The organism is Salinivibrio sp. ML323, from assembly GCF_001995745.1.
Taxonomy (GTDB): Bacteria; Pseudomonadota; Gammaproteobacteria; order Enterobacterales; family Vibrionaceae; genus Salinivibrio; species Salinivibrio kushneri.
On sequence record NZ_MUES01000025.1, the window covers coordinates 21,956 to 37,418 of the forward strand.

13 protein-coding genes are annotated in these 15,463 nt (G+C 48.9%); 5 read left to right on the plus strand and 8 right to left on the minus strand.

The window, feature by feature from the left end; translation table 11 throughout:
* Positions 1–19 precede the first annotated feature (19 nt).
* Complete coding sequence (locus BZG13_RS12305; protein ID WP_077457262.1) at positions 20–367, minus strand: carboxymuconolactone decarboxylase family protein; 348 nt, start codon at positions 365–367, stop codon at positions 20–22.
* Between the two features lie 240 nt (positions 368–607).
* Here BZG13_RS12305 and BZG13_RS12310 point away from each other — a divergent pair, with 240 nt between their 5' ends.
* Positions 608–2,563 carry a methyl-accepting chemotaxis protein gene (locus BZG13_RS12310; protein ID WP_077486830.1) on the plus strand — a complete coding sequence of 652 codons (1,956 nt, stop codon included), beginning with the start codon at positions 608–610 and terminating at the stop codon, positions 2,561–2,563.
* Between the two features lie 77 nt (positions 2,564–2,640).
* On the opposite strand, the gene BZG13_RS12315 is transcribed toward BZG13_RS12310, so the two are convergent.
* Positions 2,641–4,041: a multicopper oxidase family protein gene (locus BZG13_RS12315; protein WP_077486831.1), complete on the minus strand. Its 1,401-nt coding sequence runs from the start codon at positions 4,039–4,041 to the stop codon at positions 2,641–2,643.
* Between the two features lie 128 nt (positions 4,042–4,169).
* Positions 4,170–4,943, minus strand: coding sequence for an EAL domain-containing protein (locus BZG13_RS12320; RefSeq protein WP_077486832.1), 774 nt, complete (start codon positions 4,941–4,943; stop codon positions 4,170–4,172).
* Between the two features lie 397 nt (positions 4,944–5,340).
* On the opposite strand from BZG13_RS12320, the gene BZG13_RS12325 reads away from it, so the two are divergent.
* Positions 5,341–5,955, plus strand: a complete 615-nt coding sequence (locus tag BZG13_RS12325) for a DNA-J related domain-containing protein (protein ID WP_077486833.1) — start codon at positions 5,341–5,343, stop codon at positions 5,953–5,955.
* A gap of 81 nt (positions 5,956–6,036) precedes the next feature.
* On the opposite strand, the gene BZG13_RS12330 is transcribed toward BZG13_RS12325, so the two are convergent.
* Positions 6,037–6,333 carry a DUF406 family protein gene (locus tag BZG13_RS12330; RefSeq protein WP_077486834.1) on the minus strand — a complete coding sequence of 99 codons (297 nt, stop codon included), beginning with the start codon at positions 6,331–6,333 and terminating at the stop codon, positions 6,037–6,039.
* Positions 6,334–6,578: 245 nt separating this feature from the next.
* Positions 6,579–8,234, minus strand: coding sequence for an AMP-binding protein (locus tag BZG13_RS12335; protein ID WP_077486835.1), 1,656 nt, complete (start codon positions 8,232–8,234; stop codon positions 6,579–6,581).
* A gap of 363 nt (positions 8,235–8,597) precedes the next feature.
* Between BZG13_RS12335 and BZG13_RS12340 the strand changes: the two genes are divergently transcribed.
* From BZG13_RS12340 to BZG13_RS12350, 3 genes are all read left to right on the plus strand, one after another.
* Positions 8,598–9,080: a TetR/AcrR family transcriptional regulator gene (locus BZG13_RS12340; RefSeq protein WP_158074899.1), complete on the plus strand. Its 483-nt coding sequence runs from the start codon at positions 8,598–8,600 to the stop codon at positions 9,078–9,080.
* A 321-nt stretch (positions 9,081–9,401) separates the two neighbouring features.
* Entirely contained in the window at positions 9,402–9,785 is a 384-nt protein-coding gene (locus BZG13_RS12345) for a hypothetical protein (protein WP_077486837.1), read from the plus strand.
* 146 nt (positions 9,786–9,931) lie between these two features.
* Positions 9,932–11,119: an acetate kinase gene (locus BZG13_RS12350; RefSeq protein WP_077486838.1), complete on the plus strand. Its 1,188-nt coding sequence runs from the start codon at positions 9,932–9,934 to the stop codon at positions 11,117–11,119.
* Positions 11,120–11,422: 303 nt separating this feature from the next.
* On the opposite strand, the gene BZG13_RS12355 is transcribed toward BZG13_RS12350, so the two are convergent.
* From BZG13_RS12355 to BZG13_RS12365, 3 genes are all read right to left on the minus strand, one after another.
* A complete protein-coding gene (locus BZG13_RS12355) occupies positions 11,423–11,953 on the minus strand; it encodes an MltR family transcriptional regulator (protein WP_069362281.1) in 531 nt (176 codons plus the stop codon).
* A gap of 61 nt (positions 11,954–12,014) precedes the next feature.
* A complete protein-coding gene (locus BZG13_RS12360) occupies positions 12,015–13,163 on the minus strand; it encodes a mannitol-1-phosphate 5-dehydrogenase (protein ID WP_077486839.1) in 1,149 nt (382 codons plus the stop codon).
* A gap of 67 nt (positions 13,164–13,230) precedes the next feature.
* Positions 13,231–15,201, minus strand: a complete 1,971-nt coding sequence (locus tag BZG13_RS12365) for a PTS mannitol transporter subunit IICBA (protein ID WP_077486840.1) — start codon at positions 15,199–15,201, stop codon at positions 13,231–13,233.
* Positions 15,202–15,463 lie beyond the last annotated feature (262 nt).

Genomic DNA, 15,463 nt, shown 5'->3' on the forward strand with positions numbered 1-15,463 from the left:
TTTAGGTGGCGATGAATCGCTACGCCTCACTCAGTTGCTCGACCGCCTCCAGTGCCTGAGAGCCGTATATCAATGACGGGCCGCCACCCATTACGATCGCGACGTTAATGGCCTCTACGCATTCTTGTTTGGTTGCGCCATGTTTGAGGGCGGCGGCCACGTGGGCACCGATACAGCCATCGCAGCGCGCGGCAATACCAATCCCTAGTGCAATCAACTCTTTGGTTTTTACATCGAGATCACCTTCAGCCATTGCTGCCCGATGCAGCTGTCCGAATGCGGACAGGGTGTCACTGCTGTGTGCTTTAAATTGTTTATTGAGCGCCAGTTGTTGCTGATTGATTTCCTGATAGTTTTTCTTGGTCATGAAGTTGTCCTTTTAATTTAGTCTTGTCTAATGTAATGGCTTTTTGGCCATCATGCAATCCGTGTCTGCCGAGCCACTGCATTTGTCTAAAAAAGCAATCAGCTCAATGCCGTCTCGTGGAAAAAGGGAGAGAAAATACGTTATTTATTAGATTGTCATTAATGGTTGTTCTAATTTAAAACAACACACTTAACCTTTTGACCAACATGTTCCTATGTGCTGTCACTGACGGAGGTCAGTATGAGTATTAAAAAGCGCTTACTCGTTGTCGTCCTGACAGGCGTTATCCTGCCCACGCTTATCATCGCTATTGTATCACTCTATCAATTCCGAACGAGTACGTTGCAAAGCTATGAGCAAAGCTCCTACAAAGAAATGCAGCACATCGGCAACGCGTTTAAATTCTACTTAGAAGGGTTGGCGGCAAACGCCAAGATTCTGGGTAACAGCGACGCCCTTCAACGTTTAGACAGCTCTGTTACCAAATACATGGGATCGACCAAAGCCATGACCTCCAAGCAAAATAGTCCTGCTGAGGCACGGGCGTATGGGTTGCTAGAGGCGATGGGCGAGTCACGAGAAGATTTTGCGTATGTGTTCCTTGGGTTAAGTGATGGTGGGTACATTCAGTGGCCGCAAGGGGAGTCTGGCAACTATGATCCTCGTCAGCGTCCTTGGTACCAAACCGGTCAGGGAAGTGGCAACAATCCAGTTCGTGTACCAGCGTATCAAGATGTGAATACTGGGGCCCCCCTCCTTGATTATGTCATGGAGTTTCAAGCCCAAGACGGCCTGAGTGGTGTGATTGGTGTCGATGTCACCTTAGAAGCACTGACAAACATGCTGGGCGACGTCACCCTCGGCGAGTCGGGGTATATTGTGCTAGTGGAAGACACAGGCACGGTGCTTGCTGACCCGAACAACCCAGACAATAACTTTGAACCTGCCCAGAGTGTCGACAGTGTTTACAGCGGTGGGAATTTTAGCGAGTCACTTACCGCCGTCTCTTTTGATGGTGAAGATTACTTTGTCAACCAATACAAAGCACCAGAAAGTGGCTGGCGTTTGATTGGGGTTGTGCCGCAGCAAGAAGTTCTAGGCCAGGTTACCCGGCTGCAAACCGTTATTTTATCCATCAGTCTGATCCTTGTTGTCGTGTTTGGTGTGCTTGGTTACTTTATGATTCAACGTATATCTGCATCTATCATTGCCGTCAGTGATGGGCTGAGTGATGCGGCAAGCGGTGATGGTGATTTGACCAAGCGTTTACCGGTTCGCAGCCAGGATGAGTTGGGTAAAACGGCGGGTGCCTTTAATCAGTTTGTGGATGTGATTCAAGAGCTGATCATTGGTATCAAAGACAGATCCACTAAGCTGTCATCTCATGCCGATAACACCACCCAATTTGCCGAGCAGCTAGACGGTGCGAGTCATCAACAACGCTCAGGGTTAGAGCAAATTGCCACTGCGTTCCATCAAATGGTGGCCACGGCAAACGAGGTCTCGCAAAACTGTAACCAGACCGCGGATTCTGCCCAGCAGTGTCAGTCGGAGGTCGATCGTGGCATGACCTTGATGAATAATACGCGCGCAGCGGTGCAAGAAATGGCCACCACGCTAAACGAAGCGGATAGCGCGATGGCTGAGCTGACCAAAGAGAACGATAATATCACCGCCATGCTAGATACCATTCGAGGCATTGCCGAACAAACCAATTTGCTTGCGCTTAATGCGGCGATTGAGTCAGCGCGTGCGGGGGAGCATGGGCGAGGCTTTGCCGTGGTGGCCGACGAGGTACGGGTGCTGTCACAAAAAACCACCAAATCAACGGAAGAGATTGATGAGCTGTTGCAGGCCTTAACCCAGCGCACGAATCAGCTTTCCGAGAAGCTGAAAGGCAGTGTTGAGCACTCACAAACCACCACGGAGGCGACGGAAGAGGCCTTGAGCGTCTTTGACACTATCCAAAGTTTGGTAGGGCAAATTCACGACATGGCGGCACAAATTGCCACGGCCACCGAGGAGCAGCACTCAGTATCGGAAGATATTAATCAGAATGTGACCAGTGTGCTAGAAGGTGCCAACAGTGCAGCATCAACGGCAGAGCAAACCAATGCCACAGCTGCCGAGCTGCGTATGGTGGCCTCAGAGCTATCAGAGCTGGTCAACCGATTTAAAACCGAGAAGGGCGGATAATTGCCCCGGTAAAATTGAAGGGCGACATAAAACGGCGAGCCAAGTGCTCGCCGTTTTTCATGTGTGTGATTTGTTCGTTAGGTGACCTCGACAAACCCCATCAGACCCGTTTTCATGTGCTCAATAACATGGCAATGGTACATCCATCGGCCCGGATTATCGGCCACAAACGCTGCCTTGGCGTGGCCATTTTTACCCAACAACACGGTGTCAGTGTGAAATGGTGTGACTGGTTTGCCATCCATTTCCAGCACAGTAAAGGTGTGTCCGTGTAGGTGAATAGGGTGATGGTACTGGGTGACGTTTTTTAAATCGAAGATATAGGTCTTTCCGCGTTCCAGTTTGGCGATCGGCTCAGGAATATTACCTTTACTCATTCCCTCCCAGGCGCGTTTATTCATCAACCAAAACTCGTGTTTTCCCTTCCCTTGCTTATCAGCAGGCGTGATCGCGCCAGCCCACTCAAACACGAAATGACGGGTTTCAGCATTCTCTAAATCTGGTTTTGCAACGGGATTGAGCGGCAGAGTGGGTAAGGGCTTCTCTGTTAACGTTGACGGTGTGGCGGTAAAGCTTGCCAGCAAGAAAGGAAAGTCACCTTTCATGTGCATTATTTCAACTTTTTCACCAGCATTGGGTGCTATCAGACCAATATCTAGCCGCATCCCTGGGGCTATCTTGTGCGCTTCTAAGCGGCGTGGTGTGACAATCGGGTTACCATCGATGGCGATTATCCAGGCTTCTGCGCCGCGCACTTGAATGGGATAGGTGAGTGTATTGTCCACGTTGGCTAAACGCAATCGTGTGGTTGCCTTTTCTTGCAGTGTGTATTCAGGATGGTGAATACCATTCACGGTGCCCCACTCGCCAGGCGTGCCCATACGCGCGCTATAGCGAGGGATAGCGAGATCTTTCCAGTTACCTTGACGATCTAGGTGCCAGTGTTTGAGTGTCAGTGTGTGCTCTTCATCAAACACAACCGGCGTGGCTTCCTCGACCACAATCGCACCGACCAGCCCTTTACCCAACTGCACCACTGAGTTCATATGCGGGTGGTACCAAAAGGTGCCGGCATCCGGTGGGGTAAAACGATAGGTAAAGGTTTCACCGGGCTGAATAGGCGCTTGGGATAAGAAAGGAACACCGTCCATTTCAATGGGAATGCGTAGCCCATGCCAGTGAATGGTGGTGGGTTCATTGAGGTTATTGGTGAAGTGAATGGTCACTGGCTCACCTTGGTGGCAGCGTATAGTGGGGGCTGGCGTCTCGCCATTGAAGGCCAGTACATCGGTCTGATGCTCAGGAACCAACTCAGCCTGACTGGGCTCAGCGCTTAAATGGTATTCCCACTGCCCGTTTTGCCGAGAGGCAGAGACTAAGGAGCAAGCAGGCAAAGTGGAAAGGGCTGCCACCGCTGCGGTCGTTCGTAAAAATTGACGCCGGGAGAGGCCACGTGCGTTCAGTGATTCACCATTCATTCTTAATACCTTTTCAACGCCGTCATTGCGTAACAGTGTACCTCGAAAAATGTTTTATGAGAAAGATTATCAATTGTGTTTGTGAGGAAGTTAAAACAGCGAGTGCCAAGACTCGCTGAGCCGTCAGCTTATTGACAGTGGAAGGCTTCGAGCCCAGGTACTTGATTGATAGGCGGTAAGCTCTCGAACCCGGGTTTGGCAATGTAATAGCCTTGAAAGAAGTCGACGCCTAAATCAATCAGGCATTGAAGCTCGGCTTCTGTTTCAACACCTTCGGCAATAATTTGACGACTTAGCTCGTGGCACATGGCGACACTGTGGCGCACAATGGTTTGCTTGGTGACGTCAGTGTCAATATCTCGTACAAGCGTCATATCCAGTTTAATCATATGGGTGTTAATGCTGGCAAGCGCGGTAAGGCCGGAGTAACCGGCACCGAAATCGTCAATTGCAGTTAAAAAGCCTTGTGAGCGGTAATAACGAATAATGCGCTGAATATGACTGTAATCAAGGACTTCTTCCCCTTCGGTGAACTCAAACAGAATCCGTTCAAGTGGGAAATTATAGTCATTCGCGGCTTTCAGCGTGGTGCGGATACAGCGCTCTGGCTSGTACACGGCATTGGGCATAAAGTTAATGCTGAGATAACAAGGGATAGATAGTTCGGCCGCGAGTTTGACTGCCTTGATCCGACAGGTTTGATCAAATTGATACTGATTCTCTGCGTTAACATGCTTAAACACGCTGCCCGCGCCGCTACCGTCCTTGCCTCGGGCAAGCGCCTCGTAAGCATAAATGGAATGCGTGGAAAGCCGAATAATGGGTTGGAATGCCATGGTGAAATCGAATGCGAGTGGCTGCGCATCCCTGCAGGCTTCACATTGTGTTGAAGATGCTGTCATAGAAAAGTGGTTATTTAGTCTGTCCTTGTAGAGAGATTAATGGAGTTCTGGGCAGAATGCGAATGAGATGACAAAAATTATGGGGTTTGCACGGTTTAAGGTACAGGCCTAGTCGTGAGCATTCTATATAAACCGATCAGACTGGGCTTAAATAGGCCAAAACGGTCTCTTTTTCGTCATAAGTTGGCACCGGATATGCTTAATATTTAACCGGCAATGTTGGAAGTGTCATTATGATGGCGGAAAGCACGCTTAAAAATGCGTGCCGCGAAAAGGGACTTCCCAATATTTGCTACAAAATAGCCAGAATTGGTTTATACCTTAATAAGGTGGCTTTACAACCAACCCCACGAGATGCCGGTTCAAGGTAGCTGGCCAGTGACAGAGGATGAACGTCATGCTTGCTGAAAAACGGGATGAAATAGACAACCCCCTGATTTGGCCAATACTCAGTATTCTAGAATCAACGCGACAAAGTTGGAAAGTGCACCATCTATTAGGTGAGCTGCAAAAAGACACCATGATGGCCCAGCTTGATGCTGACCCCCACCTTGATTTATTTAAACGCAACTTCCTGATCATGAATGCCTTGTATCAACTACAAGAAATGTTGTTGCCGCAGCAGTGGTTGCAGGTTGAGTCAATGGATATCCAGCTACAATGGCGGGTTGGCAACAGTGGCTTTGTGGCCAAAGAAATTGATTACCAGGATCCGTTGCGTGATTACTACATGGACTGGAATAACTATGACGCCAGCCAAGATGACGTTAAAGAACTGTTGTCTTCGTTTTGGAAGCACTACCAGCGTCATATCGGCAATGAGGCGTCGGGCGAGGCGATGTTGGAGCGCAATAAGGCGTTAAAAGTGTTGGGTTTGGATGAGAATGCTAGTGAGCATGAAATTCGGCGTCAGTGGCGCAAAATGGCGCTCAAGTGGCACCCAGATCGGCCCGAAGGAGATGCAACCACTTTCCGTGAGATGTGTGAAGCTTGGCAAAGCTTGCGCTTATAAATGGCTGTCAGCAAGCAACAGGGTGTGAGAAAGCACCCTGTTGCTTTAACCGCTGACATGCTTGTGGTTTTCGCGTAATACTTACGCGTTATTCAGCCCACGACTGCGCAATTCAAAGATCAGCTTTTCGGCACTGCATTCAAACTGCAATTTAATGTGCGCGCCATTGCCATCAAACTGTTGCGGATCAAAGTCATGCTTAACGGCAGGATTAATGCTCTCTGCGAGGGCGAGGTATTGCTCGAAGCGCGCTTGCACCGCGTCTTTGCTCTCGCCTTGAATGGTGACGTCTGCCACTTCGTCGCCCTCAGATATAATGTAACCTATTTCAGCGCTAACACCACATGCATCACAGGTATCGGTTTGATTCTCTTTCATGGTATTTCCCTACGTTAAAAGCAGCAGGCGTGAAAAACGTGCTGGTGGCCTGCTGTAAGTCGATAACATGATCTTTAGCAAAGTCTGGGTTGTGGCACATTGAGGCAGGTCAGGTTTTGCAGTGTTTGTAGCACGCTGTAGTGATGGCAGCAATACAGATACTGATAAAGACACCACCCACTATTCGTGTTTATGCCAACACGTGCAATAGTGGGTGAGCATTATCATTTGATTGGGTTAAAGGATCAGCACAAATCTTCTTCCCATTGCACTAAGGTACCCTTCGGCCAGTGAGTACCGACATCATGATACTCTTGCTCTAGCTTGTGACGGCGAATTTTCAGCGTCGGCGTGAGTTTGCCGTTCTCAATGCTCCACGGCTCTTTAATCATCAATACGCCTTTGATTTGCTGGTGAGACTCCAGCTCCCCGTTGATGGTATCAATCACCTTCTTCACGCGACGCTCATAACGCGCGCGGTCAAAGTTGGGAAAGTGATGTGGCAGCGCGAGTAGAATAGGGGCAGGCATGCCTGAACCGATCACACAGAGCATCTCGGCATTAGAGAGCTCGAACAAACGCTTTTCAATCGGCACGGGCGCGACAAATTTACCTTTGGCAGTTTTAAAGGTGTCGTTTTTGCGGCCAGAAATACTCAGATACCCCTCGCTATCCAGTTCACCTAAATCTCCCGTGTGCAACCAGCCATCGGCCAAGGTTTCTGCGCTGGCTTCTTCGTTTTTGTAGTAACCACTGAATAAGCCTTCGCTTTTTACTAGGATTTCCTGATCATCGGCAATTTTGATCTCCACGCCAGGCCCTGCATTACCCACGGTGCCAATCTTATCGGCTCTAAATGGATAGTTGAGGGTACTGTAGGCATAGCTTTCTGTCATGCCCCACGCCTCGGTAATGTGTAACCCGAGCTTTTCATACCATTGCAGTAATGCGGGCGCGACAGGCGCTGAGCCGCATCCCAACACGCGTGCCTGATCCAATCCAAGGTTTTTTGCGATTTTGCTTTTGATCAGGTTATTGACCAAGGGAATGCGCAAGAGAAGGTTAAGTTTTCCGTCTGGCAGTTTTTCTTGAATGCGTTGCTGGAATAGTGTCCAAAGCCGAGGGACCGAAATGAACAAGGTGGGGCGATGCATTTTGACATCTTCGATAAAGGTATCGAGTGACTCAGGGAACGCGGTAGGGATCCCGCCCATAATCGCTGAGCCCATGATGTAAACCCGCTCAGTAATATGCGCGAGTGGTAGATAAGAGAACAAGCGATCATCAGGTTCAATGCCAATATGATCAATTAATCGCTGAGCGGACCAACAGTAGCCGCCATAACTTAAAATTGCCCCTTTAGGTAAGCCTGATGTGCCCGAGGTATACACTAAAGACATTACATCGCTGTCTTGGTGCACAGGGCGCTCATCTGATGCTTCATGGTTGGCGATCAAGTCATGCCATTCGTAATGGCAGCTAATGGTGGGGTAAGGAAAGGCGATGGTCTTTAAGCCTGGCATGTTTTCCAGTGAGGCGCTCAAGGCTTTACTGTCATCAAGCTTGCCCACAAACATGGCTTTCGATTCACTGTGGGTTACCACATGGTCAATGGTGTCTGTCCCGGCTGTTGGAAATATCGGGACGCTTATATAGCTGCCCATCATCATCGCTAAATCGGCAATAAACCATTCAGCACAGTTTTTGGAGATGAGCGCGACCTTATCACCGGGTTTCAGCCCCATGTCCCGTAGTGCGGTGACCATGCGCAATGCTTGGTCGGCCACGTCCGCAAAGGTGTAGTCATGAAAGCGGCGGCCGTGAATCTGGCGCAGAAAAACATGACTTGGACGTTCATCGGCCCACCGTAGGATCTGGTCGTTCGGTTTGATATGTGACATTGGACTTCCTCATTGTCGCAACCTAAGAATACGTTTAAACGTTATAATAATGTTAATTTAGTGATCGGGGGCGGCGAGAAGCAAGATAATCATTTAAACACGTGTTCAAATTATGACTGATGGCACTATTTGCAGTGATTTGTCACGGATTTTTCAGTTTTTTCATATTCTTCTCAATAAGGTTTTTGGAAGTTTGATCCGCTTCAGCGTCTTGGTAAAGGGTTAGTGTCAGGCTGAGTGGGTGAGTCTGTACTATTTTAAAAGGGGCGGGACTTTTTCGTGAGTTAGCCTGGCCGCGAGCCGACTGGCGCGCGTGTCATCACAGCGCCAATGACGGCGATTGACGGGGAGAACAGATTACGCATGCCAAAACGCAGTAAAGCCCAAACACAACAAACCATTGAGACGATCTTGGCAGAGGCGAAGCGACAGCTGTTGGCGCTCGGTTATGAGGGAATGTCTTATACCACGCTCAGTGAAGCGACAGGCGTATCGCGCACCGGGATTAGCCATCACTTTCCTCGCAAGCAAGATTTTATGGTCGCGTTAGAGCCTTTTTTGGTGGAGAGCCTGCGTACGCCCCTCGATACGACTGGCACCATCAATGCATTTATGAAAAGCTGGATGCAAGCGATGCATGCCGAGGGCGAGTTTAAGGCGACGCTAAAGCTTTGCTTTTATGTGTTAATTAGCGGCAAAGCCGATAATGGCGCCGCATTCAGGTGTTTAAAAACGCTGCAGCAAGAGTGTGAACAGCAGATGCAAACCGATTTAACGGTCGCCTTTTCGCAACTGTTAGGGGCCAGTGTGTTGCTTTGCCGTCAGCGAGCTGACGCGAAATCCTAATGTCATCGCCTTTTAACCTGGGTTATGGTGCGAGAGATGACCGTCTGTTGACAGACAGCCCCTGCGTTTCTTGTTATCATTGTCACGCTTTATCAGCAAAACATGTATTTGGAGACAACCATGAACAATACCGACCATCCTCCGAGTCTTAACGGAGAAAAATAGCGACTGTTGGTATTGCTGCATTTCATCGTTACCAACTGTCGTCGATAGTTGGCCCTGCCTGCTTTGTTTTTCTCCTCTCGCTGTTAGACATCACGCTGTCCAAATGGGCACGATGTTGTTGATGGTCGTTACCTACTGCCAATCGGGAGATTCGCCATGACGGTAATGAACAACACCTTTACTGAACCGACTGCATTCTCAACATCAGAGATTGTGGCCGCTCGCAATGCCTTTTTACAATATGATCTCAACAAGCAAGTTGAACTGCTCACAGTCATGCCCCACGAGGAGTGTATGGCCGTGCTGGGTCACTGCTCGGTGACGCATGTCCATCAGCTTCTTGAACGGTTAAACGCGCAAGGCCACCAGCGTCTAGCCAATAAATATGCTCGCTGCCTAGGGATGATACGCCCGCATCGCAGCCTACACACGGGCGTGGGGACTTGGATCCACCGGAGACGCGCCAAACTGTTTGCTTTTTTGTCATTAGTGTTAGCTGTAGCCGCTGTGAGCTATTTATCGGTTTTTGTTTTTGTCTAGTCCGTGCGCACTTAGCTTGATCTTACGCAGTAAATTGTTGCGCAAGTATGCTATCACTATAACGACAGTTGAATTGTTCAAAAATATTTTAATAATGGGGTGACGGCAGTGAGCCGTTATCCTAATTCTGCCAATAAGGTAACCCTATGAGTGATGCACTGGTACTCGTTATTAATTCAGGTAGCTCGTCGTTAAAGTTTGCCCTGATGGATGCGCAAACTGGCGATGCGGTGATTTCCGGCGCTGGAGAATGCTTTGGGCGCGATGACGCGCGGATGAGCTGGAAAGTCGACGGCGAAAAAACTGAGAAAACCTTAAGTGCAGGAAGCAACCACCATCAAGAGGCCATGGATATCATTGTGGGCCTTATCGAAAACAACCAATTAAGTGATAAGCTGCAGGCCGTTGGTCATCGCGTGGTACATGGCGGTGAAACCTTCAGCCAGGCCACCTTGATTGACGATGCCGTTTTGGGGCAAATTGATGCGCTAAAAGCCTTAGCGCCCTTGCATAACCCCGCGCATGTGGTGGGCATTAAAGCGGCACGCCAAGCCTTCCCAAGCTTGCCGCAAGTGGCGGTTTTCGACACCGCATTCCATCAAACCATGCCGGAAAAAGCGTATCATTACGCGATCTCGCGTCAGCTTTATAATGATTATGGCATTCGCCGCTACGGCTTCCACGGCACCAGCCACTACTTCGTGAGTCGTGAAGCGGCAAAATGGCTCAACCAAGCGCCTGAGCAAACCAACGTAATCACCGTACACCTTGGCAACGGGGCCTCTTTGTGTGCGGTCAAAGACGGTCAAAGTGTCGATACCAGCATGGGCTTTACGCCATTGGCGGGCTTAATGATGGGCACACGCTGTGGCGATATCGACCCATCTATTCTTGAGTTTCTCTCCAAAAAAGGGCTGAGTACCGATGAAATCCATCATGAACTGATCGATAAAGCCGGTTTGCTCGGCGTGTCGGAATTAACGAACGATTGCCGAGGCTTGGTCGACGCGGCAGAGCAGGGTCACAAAGGCGCACAACTCGCGCTAGAAATGTTTGCTTATCGCGTTGCGAAATACATCGCAAGTTACATGGTGCCTTTATCTCGCTTGGATGCGATTGTTTTCACAGGCGGAATTGGCGAGAACTCACTGCCAGTGCGGGAAATGATCCTAAAAGAACTCGCGATTTTCGGCTATCAAGCCGATGCCGAGGCTAACGCCGCCGCGCGTTTTGGTGCCGCAGGACAAATCACCACCCAAGCGTCACCGCTAGCACTGGTGATCCCAACCAACGAAGAGCTGGTGATCGCACAACAAGCCATGGCAATGGCCTGATTGTCGCCTCTTCCTCTGTTTATGAAGCGAGCTTAGTGGCTCGCTTTTTTTATGCCTAAAAATCAATCTCTATCAAGCCTTATATGATCCGATATAGCGCTTTTTGTATATAATGATGGACAAAGTGCATCGTTTTTTGATTTGATACCCGAAAGATAAAAAAGATTGGTTAGGTATGAAATTATATAGTGTGATTAAGGCTTATTTATTGGAAGCCCTGATTCTCGGTGGCGCGTTCGCGCTAGGGGTGTGGTTAACCCTTTCAGGCTATTTGCTTCATTAGTGATGGTGAACGTTGGCACATTAAAAAGGGCTTTCTTTGCTTAATTCATTGCAGATTTCCACGATGGCGAGTGACAACCCTGAGCGGATCACCTGCTGTTGGCGCTGCAGTTGTAGCTGATAGAATTCGATATCTACGTCATCTTCCGGCGGGCCAATATCGAGCGAAAGTATGCCCATCGTATTCGCTTTGCGCAGCTTTTTGACGGCATCGAGCACCTTAGGATCGGTAAATTGGTAATCGTCGGCATCGTTACTCAGTTGGTTTTTAAGTTTAATGATTTGTTCAATATCGTGATAAGCGTCATCTGATAACACGCCTAGACCAAACAAGAGTTTCAATCGCACAGAAAGATCCCCCAGCGGCCCAGTGTCGTGCAGTAAAGGCCCCACCACTGATTCCACCGCAAAGTTATCTTTGCGAAAAACCCGTTTGATTAAGCCATCAATAGCTGTCTCAAACGTATCCACCGCGGCAACAAAAAAGCCACGCACGGTTGGCGCTTGGTTTAATCGTTCAATGATGTCTGTTTCGTCGAAATTTTCTGCCATAGACTCAATACTGCTTATTGTTATAACGGGGGAGCTAAACTCCCCCTGTAAAATGCGCGGTTTACAATTGCTGGTACAGGGTGTTAATTGCCTCAACTTCAGGGCTTTCCTCTGCCAAGCCGGTGTATGTCGCCAGCGTCTTTCTTACGCCCACCTCAGCCAATGAAGCTTGAAGCTCTTCAGCTTGTGGATCGGTGTGATTGGTGTATTTCAATGCTGCGGCAATCCCTTTTAATAGGGCTCGGTTATCTGTGCCGTACTCTATTGTACCCAGTAATGGCTTGATAAGCCTATCGTTCTGACTTAGTTTTCGGATAGGCTGGCGACCAACACGATCGACCTCATCAACCAAATAGGGGTTTGAGAAACGCCCCAAAATTTTCTCGATGTACGCTTGGTGAGCGGCGCGGTCAAATCCGTAGCGTTGGATAAGCACTTCGCCGCTTTCTTGCATCGCTGTTTTCACCAAATCACGGATTTTCGGATCGGTAATGGCTTCACGAATGGTGCGGTGGCCGCTCAAGCAACCCAAATACGCCGTGATGCAATGGCCCGTGTTTAAGGTGAAAAGCTTACGCTCGACGAAGGCCATGAGGTTTTGTGTCTTCTCCATCCCTGCAATATCTGGGATTTCGCCTTTGAACTGTTGTTCATCCACAATCCACTCGCTGAAGCTTTCTACCGTGACCTCTAAGGGATCATCGTTCGCCGCTTCCGCCGGCGGCACAATGCGATCAACTGCGGAATCGACGAAACCAATCAGTGCGTCTGCTTTCTCATGGAATGCGGGGTCAAGGTGCTTATAGACTTCGCCTTTGAGATGCGACGTACCACGGATCATGTTTTCGCAGGCAATAATGTTTAGTGGGGCCTCATTGCCGGATGCGAAACGTTTTTCAATGCCGGTGGCGATGGTCTTGGCAATAATATCAAGCACATTAGGGCCAACAGCCGTGGTCACTAAATCCGTTTTTACGATTTTTTCGATAACATCATCACTTGCCGAATTGACTGCCGTGATATGAGAAACCGTGTCGATATGGCAGTCGTTACCTACCACTTTGACGTTGTAGCTTTGTTTGTGACTGAGTTGGTCAATGAGGGGCGCATCGACATCGGCAAAGGTGACCTCGACATTGGCATCTGCGAGCAATTTTCCGATAAAGCCGCGGCCGATATTGCCGGCACCAAAATGAACAGCATTTTTCATAATATTTACCTCAAACTAAAAACGGTGGTGATGAGAGGCCACCGAGGTGGCCTGCTTATTGGGTTGATTAATGGGATGACGTCATAAAGGTGACGCTGTCATCACTCAATAGATTGAGGATCTCGTCAATACTGTCAGTACTGGTGAGAATATCTATTGCATCAGGCTCATCTAACGCATTAGTAATGGCGGTAATTACTTGAATATGTTCATCGTTTTTGGCGGCAATGCCAATCACCAACTTAGCGATATCCTCTTTGTCGTCGGTGAACTGCACACCCGATGGATACTGACACACCACAATGCCGGTTTGCTTGACACCGTCTTTTGCTTTAACGGTGCCATGAGGAACGGCGATCGACTCCCCGAGGTAAGTGGGGGTTAATGCCTCGCGCTCAAACATCGCGTCGACATAATTAGGCGCTACGTAGCCAAGTTTGACAAGTTGCTCACCGGCAAATCGAATCGCTTCATCCTTGTTTGTGGCCGTTAAGCCAAGATGAATGTTTTTACGCTGAAGTTGAAAAGCAGGTGCCGGGGTTGGCTCAAAACTGTCGTCATTTGCCGCCGTCGTCGGAACTTGAAGCACTTGTGGATCGTTGGCGGCGGGATACTGTGCGGCGAGAATTTGGGTAACCAACTGGCCGTAAACATCGCCGTCTAAAAAGTTATTGAGTGAAATATGGTGTGCGGTTGGCGCGTGAGTGCGTGCACGCTCGGTCAGATCTTTATGCGTGATCACAATCTGCGCATCCTCAGGCAGGCTATTGACCGCAATATTCGTGACACCAATATCTAAGCCTGCATTTTGCACCTTTTTACGCAGCAAGCTGGCACCCATGGCACTAGAGCCCATGCCAGCATCACAGGCAACTAAAATATGCTTTACGTCAGCAAAGTTAACTGTGGCTTTAGGCGCAGAAGAGGGGGCGGAGGTGCTTGCTTTAGCGCCTGATTTCATGTTTTTCATTTTGGCGGTTGCCTCATCAAGTGAGGCCTCGTCACCTTCACCCTCTGTGCTTTTCTGTGTTTTCATCAGTAAAGCGGCGACCACAAATGACACGCTGGCTGCGGCAATAATTGACGCCAAGACGCCGACAATCGAGCCTTTTTGCGTCATTAACAGCACAGCAAAAATAGAGCCAGGAGAGGCGGGCGACACAATACCTGCATCAAACACAGTGAGAACGAATACACCTGTCATACCACCCGCAATCGCGGCAAGAATAAGGCGTGGATTCATCAGAATGTAAGGGAAGTAGATTTCGTGAATACCACCGAAGAAGTGAATAATGGATGCACCGCCCGCGGTTTGACGTGCGGTGCCTTTTCCAAACACCATGTAGGCAAGCAAGATGCCTAAACCAGGACCTGGGTTTGCCTCAATGAGGAAGAAAATAGACTGGCCAGCCTCTGAGGCTTGCTGGATCCCAAGTGGTGAGAAAATACCGTGGTTGATCGCATTGTTGAGGAAAAGAATCTTAGCGGGCTCAACAAAGATAGAGGTCAGTGGTAACAGGTGTGCTGAGACCAAAAACTCCACACCTGCCGCGAGGCCACTGGATAAGAGCTTAACAAACGGGCCGATAAGGAAGAATGCGATAATCGAGCAAAGCATACCGATAATGCCGGCGGAGAAGTTATTTACTAACATCTCAAACCCGCTTCTCACTTTGCCATCGACATAAGCATCGAATTTTTTGATCGCCCAGCCGCCGAATGGACCAACCATCATCGCGCCCATAAACATGGGAATGTCAGTCCCGACAATCACCCCCATGGTGGTAATCGCACCGACAACTGCACCGCGTTCGCCGCCAACAAGTTTACCGCCGGTGTAGCCGATCAGCAGTGGTAGTAGGTAGGTAATCATGGGACCGACCATGGCCGCCAATGTCTCATTGGGGACCCAACCGGTCGGAATGAATAGTGCAGTAATAATCCCCCACGCGATGAATGCGCCGATATTGGGCATCACCATATTCGAGAGGAAGCGACCAAAATTCTGTATCTTGATCTTGGTATCAGATGATATCATAACAATACCCCGTTTGATGTTCTCATTGAACGTGTGGTAGAACGGTTCGCCAAAACCGTCTGGCTAGTAAGTACCCAGTCAATTTACCACACATTTTTTCAAGAGAACTGATAACGGGGATTTGTTGACTCACCTCTCATTATTAGTGTCGTAGCTATATTTTATACCGGCATATATCACAAAAATAACCTGTAAATTTAGCACAAAAAGAAAAAAATAATATTGTCAACAAAAATGATGATGACATTAATCACGTTTTTGC